General features: G+C 66.7%; 13 protein-coding genes. 6 read left to right on the top strand and 7 right to left on the bottom strand.

Annotated elements, in window-relative coordinates; genetic code table 11:
- The first annotated feature begins 741 nt into the window (after positions 1-741).
- On the top strand, positions 742-8,211 hold the full coding sequence (locus C7I84_RS10775) for a type I polyketide synthase (protein WP_106772172.1): 7,470 nt from the start codon (positions 742-744) through the stop codon (positions 8,209-8,211).
- On the top strand, positions 8,208-9,608 hold the full coding sequence (locus C7I84_RS10770) for an aminotransferase class I/II-fold pyridoxal phosphate-dependent enzyme (RefSeq protein ID WP_106772171.1): 1,401 nt from the start codon (positions 8,208-8,210) through the stop codon (positions 9,606-9,608). The genes C7I84_RS10775 and C7I84_RS10770 overlap by 4 nt, the downstream gene beginning before the upstream one ends.
- Positions 9,609-9,638: 30 nt before the next feature.
- Here C7I84_RS10770 and C7I84_RS10765 read toward each other — a convergent pair whose 3' ends face one another.
- Both C7I84_RS10765 and C7I84_RS10760 read right to left on the bottom strand, forming a co-directional pair.
- The gene (locus tag C7I84_RS10765) at positions 9,639-10,940 is read right to left on the bottom strand and encodes a capsule biosynthesis protein (RefSeq protein WP_106772170.1); all 1,302 of its coding nucleotides are present in this window, start codon (positions 10,938-10,940) and stop codon (positions 9,639-9,641) included.
- Positions 10,937-12,559, bottom strand: a complete 1,623-nt coding sequence (locus tag C7I84_RS10760; protein WP_425351324.1) for an LTA synthase family protein — start codon at positions 12,557-12,559, stop codon at positions 10,937-10,939. Before C7I84_RS10760 ends, C7I84_RS10765 begins: the two co-directional genes overlap by 4 nt.
- 179 nt (positions 12,560-12,738) lie before the next feature.
- On the opposite strand from C7I84_RS10760, the gene C7I84_RS10755 reads away from it, so the two are divergent.
- A complete protein-coding gene (locus C7I84_RS10755; RefSeq protein WP_106772168.1) occupies positions 12,739-13,551 on the top strand; it encodes an SDR family oxidoreductase in 813 nt (270 codons plus the stop codon).
- Here C7I84_RS10755 and rbsK read toward each other — a convergent pair.
- The 5 genes from rbsK to C7I84_RS10730 form a co-directional block, all read right to left on the bottom strand.
- Positions 13,548-14,471, bottom strand: coding sequence for a ribokinase (rbsK, locus tag C7I84_RS10750; RefSeq protein ID WP_106772167.1), 924 nt, complete (start codon positions 14,469-14,471; stop codon positions 13,548-13,550). The two genes, C7I84_RS10755 and rbsK, sit on opposite strands and share 4 nt — an antisense overlap.
- A 4-nt stretch (positions 14,472-14,475) precedes the next feature.
- Entirely contained in the window at positions 14,476-14,928 is a 453-nt protein-coding gene (locus C7I84_RS10745; protein WP_106772166.1) for an RbsD/FucU family protein, read from the bottom strand.
- Positions 14,929-14,981: 53 nt separating this feature from the next.
- Positions 14,982-16,031, bottom strand: coding sequence for an ABC transporter ATP-binding protein (locus tag C7I84_RS10740; protein WP_106772165.1), 1,050 nt, complete (start codon positions 16,029-16,031; stop codon positions 14,982-14,984).
- A 134-nt stretch (positions 16,032-16,165) separates the two neighbouring features.
- Complete coding sequence (locus C7I84_RS10735; RefSeq protein ID WP_425351323.1) at positions 16,166-16,450, bottom strand: type II toxin-antitoxin system RelE/ParE family toxin; 285 nt, start codon at positions 16,448-16,450, stop codon at positions 16,166-16,168.
- Entirely contained in the window at positions 16,447-16,719 is a 273-nt protein-coding gene (locus C7I84_RS10730) for a CopG family ribbon-helix-helix protein (protein WP_106772163.1), read from the bottom strand. Before C7I84_RS10730 ends, C7I84_RS10735 begins: the two co-directional genes overlap by 4 nt.
- 254 nt (positions 16,720-16,973) lie before the next feature.
- Here C7I84_RS10730 and C7I84_RS10725 point away from each other — a divergent pair, with 254 nt between their 5' ends.
- The 3 genes from C7I84_RS10725 (at position 16,974) to C7I84_RS10715 (ending at position 20,929) form a co-directional block, all read left to right on the top strand.
- Positions 16,974-18,620, top strand: coding sequence for an extracellular solute-binding protein (locus tag C7I84_RS10725; protein WP_106772162.1), 1,647 nt, complete (start codon positions 16,974-16,976; stop codon positions 18,618-18,620).
- 103 nt (positions 18,621-18,723) lie between these two features.
- On the top strand, positions 18,724-19,839 hold the full coding sequence (locus C7I84_RS10720) for a carbohydrate ABC transporter permease (RefSeq protein WP_245428384.1): 1,116 nt from the start codon (positions 18,724-18,726) through the stop codon (positions 19,837-19,839).
- 172 nt (positions 19,840-20,011) lie between these two features.
- Positions 20,012-20,929, top strand: a complete 918-nt coding sequence (locus C7I84_RS10715) for a carbohydrate ABC transporter permease (RefSeq protein ID WP_106772161.1) — start codon at positions 20,012-20,014, stop codon at positions 20,927-20,929.
- Positions 20,930-20,983 lie beyond the last annotated feature (54 nt).

Here is a 20,983-nt window from a genome sequence, read left to right as displayed (position 1 = left end):
AGCCGCCCGCCCCGCCTCCGCAAGATGGGCGGCAAAAGCCGAAACATGCACGTAGCCAGGCCCCGAAAGGAGATCCGTCGCCAGACCGCGAAGCCCGCTTGTTCCGAAAGCAACCATTCAACCCCGTGCCGAGCGACCGTTTTCCGGGCGTAGAACGTCCAATGATCGCGCGCAAACGGCTTGTCAATGGCCGTGCCCTTGACTCTCCAGACGTCGAAGCGCATCGATTATCGGATGGATGAAGTGACGGCGGCATCCACGATCGTCACAAAAAATCAGAATGGTTGCCAGATGATGTTCATATTCGTCATCAGGTGACTAAAGAATACCACGGCTGTATTCAGCGGGCGTCGACCAATTGTCCCTGGAAAACGACAATAGGGACGAAATTGTGGCAGGACTACAGGACGGGCGCGCATGACCGGGCTAAGCTACTGAACGGAAACGTTGTTCCGGGTATGCCGCGTCATATTCCATCATTTTTTGCCTTCTTCGATTGTCTCGCGCCGTTACATGAGCTACTACCGATTTGTTGGGGCATGTGACCAGGCAGCAAAAAGAATACGAGCTGAACAATGCAAAGTACCGGAACGGTCGGTCGTGCCAATGGCGTCGTTACCAGACTTTCGTCTCCTCATGGGAGGCGCAACGAGAACAGGATCGGGAGTTTCTTTTCCTGAATAACCGACTTCGAACGGGGCGGTCCAGGTTCATGATCTTGGTGTAACGGCGTCAGGGGACATGTCGGTAGAAATCATTGGTCGCGCCGTTTTGGCGCCGGGCGCAAACACGCCAGAGCAGCTTTTCGAACTCCTGCGGCAGCGTCGCTGCATGATCACGCAGGTGCCCGCCGACCGGTGGGATCAATCGCGCTATTGGCATCCCGAAATCGGAACGCGCGGCAAGACCTACACGTTTGCCGCGGGCATCATCGACAACTGCTTCAGCTTCGACGCGGGAGTGTTCGGGTTGTCGCAGCGCGAGGCGCAGCTGATGGATCCGCAGCAGCGGATGATTCTGCAGCTCACCTGGCGGGCGCTCGAAAGCGCGAACCTCGACTTCACCGACCTGCGCAGCCAGCGCGTCGGCGTCTATATCGGCGCATCGGCGCTCGACCACGGCAACCTCATCGTCGAGGACCCCGCCGCGGCCGGCCCGCATTTCATGACCGGCAACACGCTGTCGATCGTTTCCAACCGCATTTCCCATGTCTTCGGTCTGAACGGCCCGAGCCTCACCGTCGACACCGCCTGCTCGTCGTCGCTGGTGGCGCTCGACCTGGCGATGAAGGCGCTGGAGGACGGAGAGGTCGACACGGCGATCGTCGGCGGCGTCAACGCGCTCACCCATCCGCTCGCCTTCGTCGGCTTCGCGCAGGCCAGGATGCTGTCGCCTGAGGGGCTTTGCCGTGCCTACGACAATGACGGCATCGGTTATGTCCGGGCCGAAGGCGGCGCCGTCGTGATCCTGCGCCGCAGCGATACCGCGCTTGCCGAGGGCGACCGCAGCTATGCCCGCGTCCTCGCCTCCGGCGTGAACTCCGCCGGCCGGACCAACGGCATCTCGCTTCCCTCGCAGCAGGCGCAGGCGCAGTTGCTGAGATCTCTCTACGAAGGCAACGGCATCGATCCGAACCGGCTCGCCTTCATCGAGGGCCACGGCACCGGCACCAAGGTGGGCGATCCGGCCGAGGTCTGGTCGATCGGCACCGTCATCGGGGCTTCCCGCCGGGCGCCTATCCCCATCGGCTCGATCAAGACCAACATCGGGCACACCGAGCCTGCATCCGGCCTGCTCGGCCTGATGAAGGCGATGCTGGCGCTGGAACATAATTTCTTCCCGGCGTCGCTGCATTTCGACACGCCGAACGAGTCGGTCGACTTCAAGGCGCTCAACGTCCATGTCGCTGGCGAACCGATCGAGCTGCTGCACGGCAAGCATGCGCGGCTCGCCGGCGTCAATTCCTTCGGCTTCGGCGGCACCAACGCGCATGTCATCATCAGCGATCCGCATGACGGGCCCGTCCGCGACAAGCCGGAGGCCGGCGGCAAGGTGTTTCTCGCCAGCGCCCATACCGCGTCCGCGCTGGAAGCGCTGCTTAAATCCCACCGCGCCAGGCTGAAGGATGTCGCGACCCACGAGCGCCGTCCGCTCGTGGCGGCCACGGGAGCGAATCGGGCACGCCTGAAACATCGGTTCGTCGCGGTCGGCGACGACCCGGAAACCATTGTCAGGGCGCTCGACGCGCGCCTGCGCGATCGCAACGCCAAGGAAGGCGTGCAGGCCGAAGCCGTACAGGACGACGCCAGGATCGCCTTCGTGTTTTCCGGCAACGGCTCGCAATGGGCCGGCATGGCGATCGACGCCTACCGGCGCAACACGGCCTTCCGCGACCGCTTCAACGTCATCCACGCGCTGTTCCAGGTCCGCGCTCAGATCAGCCTCATCGACCTGCTGCTCGACCCCGAGCTCGACACGAAGCTGCGCGACACCAAGATCGGACAGCCGCTGCTGTTCGCCATACAGGCCGCTCTCGCCGACGTGCTCGGCCTGCTCGGAGTGAAGCCGGCTGCCGTCTACGGCCATTCGGTCGGCGAGGTGGCTGCCGCCTACGTCTCCGGGGCGATCTCGCTGGTCGACGCCGTCTCCGTGGTGGCGAAGCGCTCCTACCATCAGGACCGGCTGGCCGGCTCGGGCGGCATGGCCGCGGTGCAGCTCGCGCCGGACGACGCGATGGCCTTCTTCCGACGCCACGGCCTCGACCAGATCACCGTGGCCGCCGTCAACGCCAAGGGATCGGTGTCGGTCTCCGGACCGACCGAGCAGATCGCGGCGCTGCGCGATGTCATGCGGGCGGAACGCGTCGTCGGGCAGGTTCTCGACATCAACTATCCCTTCCACCATCCGCTGATCGAGATCGCCAAGGACGATTTCCTCGAGGACATGTCGCAGATCGCGCTCAGGACCTCGCAGGTGCCGTTCATATCGACGGTGACCGGCGGCGTGCTGTCCGGCAACAGCCTCGATCCGGCCTACTGGTGGAGCAACGTGCGCGAGCCCGTGCATTTCGTGCAGGCCACGCATACGGCGATCGACCTCGGCTGCACCCTGTTCGTCGAGATCGGCCCGCGCCCGATCCTGACGTCCTATCTGAAGGACACGATCAAGGACCGCTCGGTCGCCGCGGCCGCCATCGGTTCGCTGCTGCGCGAGGATAACGCCGCGGACCCGGTCTCCACCACCTTCGCCCGCGTGATCGCCAATGGCGGCGCCTTCGACCGGCGGAAGGCCTTCGGCACACGCAACGCGCGCGTCGAACTGCCGTCGCTGCCGTTCGAGCCGATCGACATGCGCCACGAGTTCACCAGCGACGCCATCGACCTCTACGGGCGCCTCGATACGCCGCATACGCTCGCCGGCTGGCGCATCGACCGGTCCGGCGGAAGCTGGAAGAACCATGTCGACGCGCACCTCTTCCCCGACCTCGCCGAACATGTCGTCGACGGCCAGCCGATCCTGCCCGGCAGCGCCTTCCTCGACATTGCGATCTCGGCGGCGAGCCAGTTCCTGGAGACCGAGCAGGTCGAAATCTCCAATCTGGAAATCTTCCGTCCGCTCGAACTGTCCGACAGCCATTTGCGCGAGCTGTCGACGACCATTTCCGGCGACACCGGCGACATCGAGATCAGGTCGCGCGACAGGCTGAGCAGCGACGATTGGACGGTGCATGCCATCGCCCGCTGCCACCGTCTCCCGGCCGGCCGACCGAAACCGGTCCCGGCGCGCAAGCGCGCGCAGAAGGAACCGATTGCCGGTGCCGTGGCCTACGAGACGGCCCGTCACTTCGGACTGGACTACGGTCCGACCTTCCAGCTTCTGCGCGAGGCCTCGCGGATCGGCGAGGACCGGATCGACGTCGCGCTCGACCTGCCGGCCGCGCCGCGCAATCCGCATGTGACCTATAACCTGCACCCGGTCTCCGTGGACGCCGCCTTCCACGGCCTCGTCGCCGTGTTCGGCGACATCTCCGGAGAGGCGCGCGGCGCGCCCTATATTCCCGTCCGCTTCGGCTGCACGCGCCTTTACGGTGCCGGCGGCACGCTCACGCGGGCGGTGATCGACATCCGGCGCGTTTCGGCAGGCTCGATCAAGGCCGATTTCACGTTCTTCGACAAATCCGGCGAAATCGCCGCGGTTATCGAAGATTGCCGCTTCAAGCGTACCTACCTTCGCCAGCAGAAGCCGCTGGACGACGTCACCTATCACCAGGCGCTTGTGCCGAGCCGGGTTCCGCCGTTCCAGCCCGCTGCGGAGATGCCGGCCAAGCCTGGGCCATTTTTCGAGGCCGGCGACGACCAGGGCGACGGCTCTTCCCAGATGATCGAGGCGGCGATCTACCGCGCCAGCTTCGAGATCGCCCGCAAGGCAAGCCGCAACACCGGCATCCTCGCCGCCGTCGCGCTGCCCGGCGATGCCGACTTCCAATGCTTCCTGGCGAACTGCCTGTACCTGCTGGAGTCGGTGGATCTGGCCCGGCGCGAAGACGGGGACTGGAGGATCGAGACCGACTGCTCGTTGCCCGCGGTGGCCGAGATCGTCGGTGCCGTCTATCGCGACAGGCCGGACCGCATCGCCGAGATCGTCGCGGTGAACGACGTGCACCTGGAGGCGATGGACCGCCTCGACAGGCTGCACGCGGGACCGGTCGAGCGCCTCGACGAGGCATCGACGCGGCCGAACGTGCTGAGCGACACCACGATCGATACGCTCAGGGCGCATTCGCCGGCCAGCGCCGCGCGGGTGAAGATGATCACCTCTGCGCTGCGCAAGGCGCTTCGTGGCGGAGGAGAGGTCCGGCCGGTGCGCCGCATCGTCGAACTCGGCACCGTTTCGCGGTCGGTAACCGCCAATCTGGCGCGCCTGGCTGCGGAGACCGGCGCGGCCTTTGTCGCGGTCGAATCGCGCGACACCGCCTTTGCCGAACTCTCGATCGCCTTCGAGGCCGCTCCATTGGTGACGATCGCGCGTCCGTCCGACGTGGTCCAGATCGGCCTCGCCGATATCGTGATCAGCGCGGCCGACCACGCCTTCGCACTGATGAGCGGCGATGACGCCGGAAGGACCATCGAAGCGCTGTTCGGCCCGGCGACGCAGCTGATGATCTGCGCACCCGCGCCCAGCACCTTTGCCGATTTCGCTTTCGGTCTGAGCGATGGCTGGTTCGATCGCGGCAAGAGCATCGAGTTCCCCGTGGGCCAGTTGGCCTCGGCGGAGGATTGGCAGTCCTTGCTGCGCCTGTTGCCGCTGGAGGCATCGGCCGTAACGCAGCACGGACTTGCGGAGGGACCCGTCGTCACCGTGGAAGCGGCGGCACGCGGCACGATCGCGCTGCCGGCCTGGCCGGCGGAACGGCAGCCGGCGCTGGTCGTCCATCATGGCGATGCGGCCTTCGAGAGCAGGCCGCCCTTCGCATCGATCCGTCTCCTAGGTGACGCCGAAGCGGACCGGCAGGCGTTTTCGTCTGCCCTTGCCGGCCTCGATCCGGCAGCACGCAACGTCATCTACGTGCCGGCGGCGGTCGAGGGAGACGACTCGGACTGGCTGGCGAAGAGCGTGATGCAGGTGGCCATGGTCGCACAGGCGCTGCAGGTCGGCGATGCCGCGGCGAAGAAGCGGCTCGCCGTCCTGCTCGGCAGTCCCGCCGGCAAGTCTCCGGACGGTGCAACACCGCTTTCGGCCCGCGACGAGGGGCTGCGCAGCTATCTGCGCGTGCTGCGCAACGAAGTCGAGGCGATCGACCTGCACAGCGTCGATCTGTCGGGCTGCGACGGCGGCCCGGCTGTCGGACTGGAAAAGACCCTGGCGCTGATGACCGGCGACAGCGACAACCGCGAGTGGGCGATCGATCCCGACACCGGCAATGCGCAGGAACTGCGGATCGTGCCCGGCCCCGCCAGCGGCGGGCAATCCGGCACGCACGACTTCACAGCGGCGACCGTCCGTCAGGCCGTCGCCTCGCAGGTCGCCAGCATCGTCTGGCAGACGGCGACGCCGTCCATGCCCGGCCCGGACGAAGTGCTCATTGCCGTTGCCGCCACCGGGCTCAATTTCCGCGACGTCATGTGGGCCATGGGCATGTTGCCCGAGGAGGCGCTCGAGGACGGTTTTGCCGGCCCGACGATCGGCATGGAGTGCGCCGGCCACGTGCTGGCCATCGGCGCCGGCGTCAAGGATCTCGCGGTGGGCGAAGCCGTCATGGCGGTCGCCCCGGCGGCCTTCTCGACACATGTCTGCGTGAAGCGCTCGGGCGTGGCGCGGCTGCCGGCCGGTATCGACCCGATCGCCGGGGCGACGCTGCCGGTCGCCTTCCTCACCGCCTACTACGCGGTCGTCGAACTCGCCCGCATCCGCGCCGGCGAGACGATCCTGATCCATGGCGGCGCTGGCGGCGTCGGCCTGGCGGCGCTGCAGGTCGCCAAGGCACGCGGCGCCACGGTGATCGCCACGGCGGGATCGGTGGAGAAGCGTCGGCTGCTGGAGACCCTGGGCGCCGACCATGTGTTCAACTCGCGCACGCTCACCTTCGTGGAGGACGTGCTCGCCGCGACCGGCCAGAAGGGCGTGGACATCGTGCTCAACTCGCTGTTCTCGGAGGCGATGGAGCGGAGCCTGTCGCTGCTCAAGCCGTTCGGCCGCTTCCTCGAGCTGGGCAAGCGCGACTTCTACGCCGACACCAAGATCGGGCTGCGGCCGTTCCGCCGCAACATCAGCTATTTCGGCATCGACGCCGACCAGTTGCTCAACGCCCAGCCGGAGCTGAGCGCCAGTCTGCTCGCCGAGTTGTCCGCGCTGTTCGAGAAGGGCGACCTGACGCCCCTGCCCTACCGCGCCTTCCGGCATGACGAGATCGTTTCCGCCTTCCGACTGATGCAGGGCTCCGGCCATATCGGCAAGATCGTGGTCAAGGCGCCCGTTCCCGGCGAGGATGCCGTGCTGGTGGCTCCGCGGGCCGGCCTGCGCGCCGATCCCGCCGGCGTCCATCTCGTGCTCGGCGGCATAGGCGGCTTCGGACTGGCGACGGCGCACTGGCTGGTGGAGAAGGGCGCGCGCAAGATCGCGCTCTGCTCGCGCCGCGGCGTGGCCGACGACGATACGACAGCCGCCATCGCCAAGTGGGCAGCGCAGGGCGTGAAGACCTCACTCCATGCCTGCGACATCACCGACGAGGCGGCGGTTACGGGTATGCTCGAGGCCGTTCGCGCCTCGGGGCCGCTGAAGACGGTCGTCCACGCCGCCATGGTGCTGGACGACGCCCTCATCGAGAACCTGACGGAAGAGCGGGTGCGCGCGGTCGTGGCGCCCAAGGCCAGGGCAGCGGCAATCTTCGACCGGCTGACCAGGCAGGACGCCCTCGATCACTTCATCCTGTTCTCGTCGGCGACGACGCTGGTCGGAAACCCCGGACAGGCCAACTATGTCGCGGCGAACGGCTATCTCGAAGGGCTGGCCCGGGCGCGCCGGCACGCAGGCCGGCCGGCGCTCGCCGTCGGCTTCGGCGCCATCTCCGACACCGGCTTCCTTGCCCGCAACAGCGACGTCAACGATCTCCTGTCGAAGCGCATCGGCAAGACCGGCATGTCGGCCGCGCAGGCGCTCGCCTATGTCGACGCCTATGTGGGACGCGACCCCGGCACGGTCGAGGCGGCGGTGATCGCGATCGCCGAGATCGACATGGGCATGGCCCGGCACCTGAAGACGGTCGCCGCGCCGCTCTTCGAAGTGGTCGCGCGCTCGGCCAAGACCCAGTCGGCCGGCGGCGACGGCGACCGCATCGACCTCGTCTGGCTGGTACAGGGCAAGACCCAGGAGGAAGGCGAGCAGTTGATCTTCCAGCTCGTCGCCACCGAGATCGCGACCATCCTGCGCATCCCGGCGACCGAGATCTCGCCGCTGAAAATCATCAAGGATGTCGGGCTCGACAGCCTGATGGCGATGGAGCTTGGCATGAGCTTCCGGCAGAAGACAGGGTTCGAGATGCCGCTGTCCAGCGTCACCCAGAGCACCACGGTCGGCGACGTCGCGCGCAAGCTCTACCTCAAGGTCACCGAGCACGCCGGTACCGGCATGGCCGACGACAAGGCCGCCAATGTCACCGTCGTCGACCACCTCGCCACGCGCCATACGACGCTGGCAAAGGCAGGCTCGCAATGAAGGACGCTCCGAGCTCCAGGAACCGAGACGCCAGCGCCGTCCGCGACCAGGTGCTGAGTTTCATGAAGGACCATGCCCGTCCGGCGGCGAAGCGGGTCGCGCGGCCGGCCGCGCCGTTTCCAACGGAACAGGTGCCGTCCTTCGCCGACCTGCCTGAGCACAGGCAGATCATGGCGCAGGCCGCGGCCGGCGACCAGCTCGGCATCGACAACCCATTCTTCCGCAGCCATGCCGGGGCGGCGGGCGCCACCACCGTCGTGGACGGCCGGGAACTGGTCAACTTCGCCTCCTACGACTATCTCGGCATGAACCGCCATCCTGAGGTGCTCGCGGCCAGCAAGAAGGCGATCGACCGCTACGGCATCTCGGCCTCCGCCAGCCGGCTGGTCGCCGGCGAGCGCCCGATCCATGGCGAGCTCGAGGCCAAGCTCGCGTCCTTCTACGGCGTCGAGGCGGCGATCGTCTTCGTCAGCGGTTATCTGACCAACGTCACTGCGATCGGCACGCTGCTCGGGCCGGAAGACCTTATCATCCACGACGAGTTCATCCACAACAGCGCGCTGACGGGCGCAAAGCTGTCCGGCGCGCATCGGCGCTTCTTCCGCCACAACGACGCCGAGGATCTCGAGCGCGTCCTGCGCTCGGTGGCCGGCCGGCACCGGCGCACCCTGGTGCTGGTCGAAGGCGTCTACTCCATGGACGGCGACGTCGCCGACCTGCGCCGGCTGATCGAACTCAGGGCGCGCTACGGTTTCTGGCTGATGGTCGACGACGCGCATGCGCTCGGCGTCATCGGCGGGACCGGCCGCGGGACGGCCGAGTATCACGGCTGCAATCCGCGCGACGTCGACATCTGGATGGGCACGCTGTCGAAGACGACCGCGAGCTGCGGCGGCTATGTCGCCGGCAACGAGGCCTTGGTCACCCTGCTCAAGGGCCATGCCGGCGGCTTCGTCTACAGCGTCGGTCTGGCGCCGGCGCTCGCCGCGGCCGCCTGGACCTCGCTCGACCTGATCGATCGCGAGCCGGAGCGCGTCACGCGCATGCGCGCCAACGGCCGCCTGTTCTTCGATCTGGCGCGCGCCCGCGGACTCGACACCGGGGTGAGCGTCGGCTGCTCGGTCATCCCGGTCATCGTCGGCGATTCGATGCGCGCCGCGCAGCTCTGCAACGACCTGCTGGAGGCCGGCATCAACGTGATGCCGATCATCCATCCGGCGGTCCCGGAAGGACAGGCGCGGCTGCGCTTCTTCATCACCGCCGAGCACACGCCCGAGCAGATCGAGTTCGCCGTGAGCAGGACTGCCGAGAAGCTGGAGGCCCTCATCGCCCGCAATTTCGGTGTGGGTTCCGTCGATATCGAGGCCGTCCTGCGCCGGATGGCGGCCGAATCATAGCGCTACAGCCCCAAGGCCAGGGCGGCGCGTTCACGGCGCGGCGTCCACCGGCCGCATGCGTGGCGGTACCGACACGAAGCCGCCCGGCTCGTTGACCCTGCCCTCGTGCAGGCGTCGGGCGATCGCCTCGGCGCCGGCCTCCACGCCCGCCCACGAGTAGAAGTTGCCGCGAACGTGCAGCGTCGCCGCGATCAGGCGCAGGAACGCGTCGACCAGTTCGGGATCGGGCGCGGCGCCCTCCCGCCAGAAGCGATCGAGCGGCCCGGGGTCGGTCAGTCCCGGTATGTCGAAGATGGCGACGCCGAGCGCCTTGACCGGCTTGCCGCGCTGCAGGCCGACGATGCCGGCCGTCGAGTTGATGGTGACCACGCCCGCCGAAAGCATGATCATGCGCGCGAGATTGCCGCCGTCGACGAAGTGAACGCGGTCGGCGATGCCCTTGCGCCTCGCATGGGCCGCGATCTCCTTCTCCCAGGGGATCAGGCCGTTGTCGAGTGGGTGCACCTTGAACAGCAGGCGCGCATCCGGTGCCGCGTTGGCCGCGAACGACTCGATGACGAGGGCGATGGCGTCCCGCTGGCTCCGGAAGTTCGAATAGGCACGGATCTGGTAGTCCGTCTCCAGTTGCAGCGGAAAGACGAAATAGGGATCGCGGGCATCGTGGATACGCTGCAGCGTCATCATGCGCCGGCGGGCGCGGCCCCGCGCCTGCAGCAGCCGGGCGACCCAGCCGGCGTATTCGGCGAGCGGATGGAAGATCGCGTGCCAGCGGTAATGCGGATACAGGAACCGCAGAAAGACGTTGGGCAGGTTGAAGAGCAGGTCGTAAACGGCGTCCGCCAGGAAGGACTGCGTGTAGTGCTGCACCTTCAAGTCTGGCTCGGGCAGCCCCGCGGCCGCCTTCAGGATCACGGCAGGATCGGTCGGGAAATGCGAATGATAGCCGCTGCCGTCGCGTTCGATGCGGATCCAGTCCGGCCTGAGGTAGCCCATCTCGACGGCATAGACAGGAATGCCGCGCGCTTTGGCCGCCTCCGCCGCGGCGAGGTGGTGCGGCCGCTCCTCGCCGAGCAGCACGATGCCGCCGACCCCTTCGGTATCCATCAGCTTCGCGATGAAGGCAGGCCAGTCGGCAAGCCTACCCCGGTAATTGATGCCGCCCTGGCGGCGCCAGAAAACCCAATCGCCGGCGCAGAGATTGACGCGCAGGCAGCGGTGGCCGAGCTTATCCAGATGCGCGGCGATGCGCGCGAACAGCGGCGACGACGGCCCCTGCAGGAACAGGAAGGTGCGGCCGCGCAGCGGCGGGCCGAGCAAGTCGCCGGGGCTCATCGGGCGCCTCCGGCATCGGCCAGCGGGCCGCGCAGGCCGGCATGCCTTACCATATCGGCGATCAGCTCCCACGGCGCCTTCTCCACCGGAGACGGCTGCGGGGCGGCGCCCTCGGCGGCACGGGCCATCGGCACGATCACGTAGTCCGTCCTCGGATCGGGAAACGGATCGGCGAAGGATTTGAGGATCGGCGCATGGTCGCCGTAGAAGGCGAGCCAGACGGGGCGGTCGAGCCGGTCGAGTTCGTCGGCAAGGAAGCCCAGCGCGGCATCGGAGCGCTGCAGGATGGCGAGATAGATGTCGAGCGGCTCGCCGCCGCCACGCGGGCTGGGGCGCCACGGCCCATGATTCTCGACCGAGGCGGCGAACAGGAACTGTCCCTTCGAGCCGTCGCCCCGGCAAAGATCGAGCAGCCGTTCCGACAGAGTCATGTCCGAGACGTAGGGGCCCTGGTGTCGCGGGTCGTGCTCGAAGCCGTCGAGCATGGTCATCGCCTCGAAGCCGAGCAGCGGCAGGGCGCGGTCGCGCGAGAAGAAGCGGCGGTCGTAGGGGTGCAGGAAATGCGTGTTCCACCCGGCCTTGCGGAGGCGGTTGGGCCACGCGATCTCGGAATAGGCGGCGGCGCGCAGATATGGATAGGACGCGTCGGGGCCCAGCGCCTCAGGCGGCAGCCCGGAAATGACCGAGAATTCGGTGCGCAGCGTGTAGCCACCTTCGAAAACGCTCGACATGCGGCCCCATTCCACGGCGCGCCGACGCAGGCGATCGAGATTGGGCAGGGCAAGCTTCACGCCGAAATGGCGCATGTCCATGAACGATTCGGACTGCCACACGACCAGCAGCGGCATGTCGCCTTTGCCGGCGGCATCGACGGGCGCCGCGGCGCCCGACAAGCTCGAAGCAGCCGGACGCAGCCGCGGAGCTTCGCGGCGGCCGAGCCACGCAAGGAACCCGTAGAGCAGCGCCGCCGATGTGCCCAGCCGAACGGTCAGCGTCTTGATGTCGTCCTTGCCGATGAGCGCTGCGGAAAGTCCGGCGAGCGGCTGGCGGATGCCGGACAGGAACAGCAGCAGCCCCGGCGCCGCCGCAGCCACGAGCACGGCCGCGATCGCCAGTTCCTGCGCGACACCCGGCAGGATCGGCTCCTCGAAGATCATGAACAGCGCCGATGCGCCGAACACATAGCCCAGCGCCACCACCCAGAACGCGACGTTGAGCCATGTCGCATAGAACATTTCCTTGTGCCGCAGGACCAGGAAGGCGAGCGCCACGTCGGAGAAGACCAGCGGCTCGCGGATGAACTGGAACTTGGCGCGTGAAATCAGCGTGAAGATAATGAAGGTGCTGAGGCTCCCGGCGAGTGCGTAGAGCGGTCGCCAGGAGATGGCGAAGAACAGCGCGTATACCAGCAGCACGACGGCGATCCACGCGGCGAAGTCGACTGCCGTGGCCGCCGGCGAGCGGACCGGGCGGCTGCCGCGCCATACCTTGGCCGGCAGGGCAAAGCGATCCGCTATCGCAGCCACGATGACAACCGCGGCAGGGGCCGCGGTCAAAAGCGCGAGAGGGTGCTCGAACAGTCCCAAACTCAAGCCGTTCCCCGTCGAGGACCCCCGCAGGACAGCGAGGTCTGATGCCTGTCAGAACGGCTCAACCCCCTCTGGTATTGCCGTCGGCGCATGGGTGTTCGCAATTTTTTCACGGCAAATCAAGGTGACGTGATCCAATATCCGTGCGCAAGCGCGTTCGGTTTGTTGACCTCACGGCAGGATGGTAAGAACGCACGGTCGAGGGCAGCATGGCGCATGTGATCATCACCGGGGGATCGAGCGGCATCGGCGCGGCTCTCGCCGAGGCGAGCGCGGCGCGCGGCGATAGCGTGTCGCTGATCGGCCGCTCGCAATCCCGCCTGGACGAGCGGCTGCGCGATCTCGAGACGCGATTCGGCAAGGGCCGGTTCCATGCCGAAGCCGCCGACGCGGGGGAAACCCGCGAGATCGTACGCGCAATCGCGAAATGCGAGGCCGTGCTCGGCCCCTGCGCGACGCTCGTTAGTTCGGCCGGCATCGTTTTGCCGGGTCGCTTCGATGAACAGGCGCCTGAGGCCTTCGAAAACCAGATCCGCACCAATTTCTTCGGCACGGTCAACGCCGTGCGCGCCGTCTATCCGGGCATGAAGGCGCGGCGGCAGGGAAAAATCCTGATGCTCGGCTCCGGCGCCGGGCTGATCGGCATTTTCGGCTACACCGCCTATTGCGCGTCGAAATACGCGGTCGCCGGCTTCGCCGAGGCGCTGAGGGCGGAGGCCAGGCCGCTCGGCATCACCGTCTCGATCTGCTTTCCGCCGGATACCGAGACGCCGCAGCTTGCCGCCGAGCGGCCGCTGCGCCCGGCCGAGGCGCAGGCGGCGATCGGCGCAGGCGGCCTGTGGAGCGCCGAGGCCGTGGCCCGGGCAGCGCTCGCCGGCCTCGACCGAGGCCGCTTCGCCATCTATCCCGGTGTGCAGATGAAGATGCTCGGCATGTTCGGCTCGGTCGCCATGCCCTTCCTGCGGCCGTTCTTCGACCGCCGGATCGCGGCTGCGGGCCGCGCGGCCGGACGGCGCGCCTAGAAGCGCGCCAGCAACGCCTCGACCTCGGCAAGCGACGGCATGGACGGCGCCGTGCCCGGACGGGTCACCGAGATGCCGGCCACCGCGCAGGCGAAGCGTACCGCGTCCAGCGGGTCGAGCCCGCGCGACAGGCCGACGGCGAAGCCGCCGTTGAAGGCATCCCCTGCCCCCGTGGTTTCCACCACCGGACCGGCAGTCACCGCCGACACCAGCTCGGAGCGCCGGCCGTCATGCAGCAGCGCGCCGCGCTCGCCCAAGGTGATCAGCGCCGCTCCGGCACCCTTTGCGAGAAAGGCCTCGGCGGCCCGGCGGGCGTCCTCGACCGACTCGACCTTGATGCCGGTCATTTCCTCCGTCTCGGTCTCGTTGGGGGTGACGTAGTCGCAGAGCGCGAAGATGCGCTCCGGCAGGCTCGCCGCCGGCGCTGGATTGAGGATCGTCGTGACGCCTGCCCCGCGGGCGATCTCCAGCGCCCGGATCGCCGCGTCGACCGGTTGCTCGAGCTGGGTGACGAAGACGCCGGCCGAGCGGATCAGCCCGGCATGCCGGTCGATGTCGGCGGGCGAGATCAGCATGGCAGCACCCGGCGAGACGATGATGGCGTTGTTGCCCGTTCCCTCCTCGATGAAGATGTAGGCGGCGCCGGTATAGCTCTCCGGCGTCTCGATCACCGCGGGCTTCACCCCCGCTTCCTTCCAGGTCGCCAGCGCCATCTCGGCGAAGGGATCGCAACCGAGCCTGGTGACGAAGCTCACATCCGCGCCGAGGCGTCCGGCGGCCACCGCCTGGTTCGAGCCTTTTCCGCCCGGGCCGAGCTTGAAGCCGTTGCCCAGAAGGGTTTCGCCGATGCGCGGCTGGCGCTGCGCCCTATAGGCGGTGTCGGCGACGAACACGCCGAGGATGACGATCGGCTTCGCCATGGCGTCAGGCCGCGTCCGGCGGGATCACGCCCTTGCGGAAGGCGAAGCAGCCGTAGAAGCGCCGTTCCCCCGTCTGGATGACGCAATAGGCCCGCTTGGAACGTTCGTAGAAGGCATAGCGCTCGACGGCGATCATCGGCCAGGGCTTGCCCTCGGCCGCGTCGATCGCGGCCTGCACCTCGCGCTGCACCAGCGGCACCTCGTCGGGGCTGCCGACCACCTCCATGCGCGCCGCCGCGTCGTCGACGAAGGTATCGAGCGGATAAAGCGACAGCACGGCCTTGGCCACCGCGGGCGCCGGCGCGTCGATCCTCAGCAGCCTGCCAAGCCGCGTCTGTCGCGCCACCGAATCGGACGGGAAATTGCTGTCGGCGATGATCAGGTCGTCGCCATGGCCCATCGCCCGCAGCGCCTGGAGCACGTCGGCGTTGAGCAGCGGGTTTATTCCCTTGAGCATCGAATCTTCTCCCGAATAGATCGCGGCGACGTCCGCATGAAGGGCTGTCCCGGTCAGAGACGCTTTCCGCTCTGCGGGTCGAACAGATGCACGAGTTCGGCGCGCGGGCGCAAGGCGAGCGTGTCACCCGGCTTGAAATTGTGCCGCTCGCGAAACAGCGTCACGATCTCGCGCTCGCCGAAGCGCAGGAACACCATGGTCTCCGAGCCGGTCGGCTCCACCACCTTGATCTGCGCGGGAAATCCATCCTCGGCCAGGTCGAAATGCTCCGGCCGTACTCCGTAGAGAACCTCCCGGCCCTCCTCGATCCTTGCGGCGGCCGGAACCGGCATGACCGTACCGCCGATGTCGACGCCGCCGGCCACGGCCCGGCCCTTGAGCAGGTTCATCGCCGGCGAGCCGATGAAGCCCGCCACGAATATATTGGCGGGACGGTCGAACAGGTCGAGCGGCGCGCCGATCTGCTCGATGCGGCCGGCCTGCATGACGACGATCTTGTCGGCCATGGTCATGGCCTCGACCTGGTCGTGGGTGACATAGATGGTAGTCGTCCTCAGCCGCTGGTGCAGTTCTTTGATCTCGGTGCGCATCTGCACGCGCAGCTTTGCGTCGAGATTGCTGAGCGGCTCGTCGAAGAGAAACACCTGCGGGTCGCGCACGATCGCCCGGCCCATGGCCACACGCTGGCGCTGGCCGCCGGAGAGCTGGCGGGGGTAGCGGCCGAGATAGGGAGTCAGGTCAAGGATTTCGGCGGCTTTCCTCACCCGTTCCGCGATGATTTTCGGCTCGGTCTTCCTGAGCTTCAGCGCGAACGCCATGTTCTGCGCCACCGTCTTGTGCGGATAGAGCGCGTAGTTCTGGAAGACCATGGCGATGTCGCGCTTGGCCGGCGGCAGGTTGTTGACGGTACGCTCGCCGATCGCGATGGTGCCGCCGCTGACGCTTTCCAGCCCGGCCACCATGCGCAGCAGGGTCGACTTGCCGCAGCCGGACGGCCCGACCAGCACGACGAAGGCGCCGTCGGGGATGTCGACGCTGACCCCGTGCAGCACCTTGACGGCCCCGAAGTCCTTCGACACGTCCCGGATCGCCACCTGAGCCATCGTCCCCCCATCGGCCGCTCGGCCATTTTGCGGCGAAGCTAACGGGCCGGCGGGCGGGAGTCCACAGCGGAGGTTTTGGCCATCCTGCTCGCGCAAAGCTCACGAGGAGGAACGCGCCTCCTTTCCGCCCTGGATCAGTACCCCGCTTCCTTCTGATGCCTGAACGCCAGCACGTACACGGCATCGTCGGACGGTTCATGGCGGTACAAGGCCACATACCCGGAATCGCCGAAGCTGATCAGAATTTCGCGCAGTTCAGGGGCATCGGCGAATGGACGGCCCATGTCCGGCGTCATTTCCAGCAGCAGAAACTGCCGCTCGATCGCCTGGGCGGCGCGTTTCGCAGCATGCGGATTCTTGCCGGTCAGAATGCGGCGGTACCGCTCCAGCCCGAGGGCCGCCGCCTCGGTGACGATCACTCGTGGCAATCGGGCACTGCCTGCTCGTCGTCACCGCCCCAGGTCCGGAGCCAACCGCGCACCTCTTCTCCGGTGAGATGGCGACCCGTCTCCTGATATTCCGTCCAAGAGGAGAGGGCTTCCTTCTTGAAACTTTCCCGGGCTTCCTCGCGCTCCACATATTGCCGGATGGCCTCGCGCATGACCCAGTGCGGCGACCTCTGCCTTTGCCCGGCCAACTGTTGAACGCGAGCCTTGAGGTCGTCGTCGATCTTGATCGATGTCGCCATTGGAATTGCCGTTAGCGCTTGGTGATACCTCTTGATATTACCGCCGAAATGGCCAGGCGTCCATCAGCAATCGGCCAATGACAATGCCCGCCAGACCAGTTGCGCGCCCCTTGCGCGCATGAAATAGTCATGCACCAATGAACGGCCGAGGGAAAAGCTCGCTCGTCAGCGCGAGATAAGGGGAACGACAGGCGCACCCGCGACAGACCACTGGCCGTAGCAAAAATTCCAAACATGTCCGGGAGGAGAACGACATGAAGGTAAGTCTCTATAACCATCTCGTCCGCATGGGGGCGACCCGCCGCGACGTGCTGAAGGGCGCCGCGAGCATGGCGGCGGTCGCCGCCGCCTCGTCGGCGGGCCTCGGCGCGCTGGCCGGGGGGGCGTCCGCGCAGGACAATGTGCGCGCCGAGATCCTGAAGATTCCGGGCGTCGGCAAGGGCTCGCCCACCGACGCCGACTGGCAGAAGGTCGGCGAGCTCTGCCTCGGCGCCACCAAGGCCAACGTCAAGGAAGGCGAGTTCGCCGGCGTCGAGCTCACCTTCATGGGGCTCAACAACCAGAACCTCCACAACTTCCTGTTCCGCGGCTTCCTCAAGCCGTGGGAGGCCTATACCGGCGCCAAGATCAACTGGATCGACCTCGCCCAGGCCGACTACAACGCCCGCCTGCAGCAGTCGATCGCCACCGGCACGGTCGACTTCGACATCATCGAGATGGGCGCGCCCTTCGAGGGCGACACGGCCGGCCGCGGCCTGCTCGACGAGATGCCCGACTGGGTCGCTACCCAGATCGAGGCCGACGACCTCGTCAACTATCTGAAGGCGCCGGTCGGCACCTGGGACGGCAAGACCTACCGTATCACGATCGACGGCGACTGCCACACCTTCGCCTATCGCAAGGACTATTTCGGCGACGGCTCGATCAGCGGCATGGCCGATGTGCCGACGCACTGGGAGGATTTCCCGGCGCTCGCCGCCGCCCTTGCCGGCAAGAACGACCCGATCACCGGAACGCCGGCCTTCGGCTTCCTCGACCCGCTGAAATACCAGTGGGGCGGCTTCGGCTTCTATTTCCTCGGGGACCGCGCCAGCGCCTACGCCAAGCATCCGGACGACGCGGCGTGGCTGTTCGACCCCGACACCATGAAGCCGCGCATCAACAATCCGGCCTGGGTTCAGGCGATCCAGGACGTGCTCGACCTCGTCAAGGCCAATGCCTATCCGCCGGATCAGCTCAATGCCGACCCGAACGCCACCGCGTTCTCGCAGTTCCTCGGCGGCACCGGTGCTGCGCTCTGCTGGTGGGGCGACGTCGGCTCCAATGCCCGCACCTCGGACACCTCCGTGGTCGGCGACGTGGTCGGCTTCTCGATCAATCCCGGCGCCAAGCGCGTCTACAACGCCAAGACCAGCGCCTGGGAGGAGAAGGAGAATTTCGCTCCTAACATGGCCTATCTCGGCTGGGGCGTCTATGTGACGAGCCGCGTCTCGTCCGACGAGAAGAAGCGCAAGGCCGCCTGGTCGGCCGCCGCGCACCTTGGCGGCAAGGACCTGTCGCTGTGGACCTCGGCCTACCCGTCGGGCTTCCAGCCCTACCGCAACTCGCACTTCCAGTATGAGGAGTGGGAAGCGGCGGGCTACGACCGCGCCTTCGTCGAGGATTATCTGGGCTCGAACCTCGACAGCTACAATCACCCGAATGCCGCCATCGAACCGCGCATCCCCGGCATCTTCCAGTACTACTCGATCGCCGAGGACGAGTTGGTGAAGGGCGTCAACGGCCAGTATGCCTCCGCTCAGGAGACGGCCGACGCCATCGCCGCCGCGTGGGAGAAGATCACCGACCAGATCGGCCGCGAGAACCAAATCAAGCTCTACAAGGCCTCGCTCGGCATGTAGCCCGGCGAAACGCTTGGACATCATCCCGGCGGCGTTGCCGCCGGGCTTTTTTTGACCGGCAAGCCGGGATAGGCTTCCTGTCACCCATCTTGTGGAACCCCGCGTGTCCGAACAAGCCACGGCAATCGCTGAGAACACGTCGCTCGGCGCCTCGCTCGATACCATCGCGCCGGGTCGCAAAAACCTCGGCCGCGCCCTCATGGCGCTCGCCACGGCGGGCCTTGCCATTGTCGCACTCATCCAGATTTTTCATGCCGCCGGCGCCATCGGCTTCGGCTTTTCGACCTGGCGGCCGCTGCTCTATGCCTACATCCTGTGGGGCGTGGCGCTCGGCGTCGGCCAGGTGCTGACGCGCGGCGAGGAAGGGTATCGCGCGCTGTTCCTGCTGCCGGCGCTGCTCTTCACCATCGCCATGGTGGTGTTCCCCACCCTGTTCGGCTTCTACATCGCCACGCTCGACTGGAATCTCAGCGGCACGCCGAAATTCAACGGCCTCGCCAATTTCTGGCAGATGCTGCGCGACCCGTTCTACAGCAACGCGCTGCTCAACATGGTCTTCTACGTGCTGGCTGTGTTCGTCGAATACGTCATCGCCTTCGGCCTGGCGCTGCTGCTCAACGCCCAGATCCGCGCGCGAAAATTCTTCCGCGTCGTCTTCCTGCTGCCGCTGATGCTGTCGCCGGTGGCGGTGTCGTGGATGATCGGCAAGTCGCTGATGGAATACCGCTTCGGCCCGGCCGCCACGCTGGCCAGAAAACTCGGCTGGGAAAACCCGGCCTTCTTTGCCAGCCCGTGGTCGGCGAAGATCTCTATCATGCTGCTCGACGCCTGGACCTTCATCCCCTTCCTGATGATCATGCTGCTCGCCGGCCTGCAGGCGATGCCGCGCGACGTGCTGGAAGCCGCCAAGGTCGACGGCGCCTCCGCCTGGCAGACTTTCTGGGGCGTCACCTTCCCGCTGATGCTGCCGGTGTCGGTGACCGCGCTCATCCTGCGCATCATCTTCAAGCTGAAGCTCGCCGACATCGTCATCACCGTCACCTCCGGCGGTCCGGGCGGGGCGACCGACACGGTGACCAGCTTCATCTTCCGCGAGTACCGCGACCGGTCGAACGTAGGCTACGGCACCATGCTCGCCATGGTCTATCTGATCATCATCATCGTGTTCGTCACGCTGCTGCTGAAGCTCGCGAGCCGCTTCGTGCGGAATGTGACGTGATGGCGATGGAGATGAACCGTACCCCCACCCCTAACCCCTCCCCACAAGGGGGAGGGGAACAACGCGGCGCTATCATCATCACTGTTGGCGCAACGGTCGCAGTATCCCCCTCCCCCTTGTGGGGAGGGGTTAGGGGTGGGGGTGCTCTGCACACCAGATTCGAGGTGGCCGCATGACTGCCGAAGCCATCGAACACGCCCCTTCGGAAGTCCGCTCGCCGGCGGCCTTCCTCACCAGCCGCGTCTTCATCTACGGGGCGCTGATCTTCTGGGCCTTCATCTGCCTGTTCCCGATCTACTGGACCATCACCACCTCGTTCAAGACCGCGCCCAACGTCACCCAGGGCCATCTGATCCCATGGGTCGACTTCACGCCGGACTGGCGCGGCTGGCGTTCGCTCGGCCTGTCGCCCGACACCATCGGCGGCACCTCCACCGTGCGCGACGAGTTTCTCAAGCGCTTCTTCAATTCGGTGATCACCTCGGTCGGCGCCTCGGCGCTGGCGATCGTCATCGGCAGCCTCGCCGCCTATGGGCTCACCCGCTTCCGCTACAAGTTCGGCTGGATGAAGAACGAGGACATTTCCTTCTTCTTCCTGTCGCAGCTGATCCTGCCGCCCGTCGTGCTCGCCTTGCCCTTCCTCGCGCTCTACAAGGGGCTCGGCCTGCTCGACACGCGCATCGGCCTGATCCTGCTCTACACGCTGATGGTGCTGCCGATCGTGATCTGGATCATGCGCGACCAGTTCAACTCGATCCCGGTCGAACTGGAGGAGGCGGCCCTCGTCGACGGCCTGTCGGTCTGGGGCGCTTTCTTTCAGATCGTGCTCCCCATCGCCTTGCCCGGCATGGTGGCGGCCTTCATCCTGTCGATGGTGCTGTGCTGGAACGAATATTTCTTCGCCGCCCTGCTCACCTCGACCAACGCCAACACCATCCCGGTCATGGTCGCCAGCCAAACCGGCTCGCAAGGCATCAACTGGTGGTCGATGGCGGCGCTGTCGACCGCCGCGATCGCGCCGCTGGCGATCATCGGCGTTCTGCTGGAACGCTATCTTATCAAGGGCATGACGGCGGGTGCTGTGAAGTAGAGTCGCATCGTCATGCACTACGGACCGGGCTGATGTCCCGGTCCATCGGGAGGA

Origin of the sequence: Kumtagia ephedrae, from assembly GCF_003012745.1 — a bacterium.
GTDB lineage: Bacteria > Pseudomonadota > Alphaproteobacteria > Rhizobiales > Rhizobiaceae > Kumtagia > Kumtagia ephedrae.
Note: the sequence above shows the minus strand (reverse complement) of the source record. Positions and strands in the feature narration are given on the sequence as shown.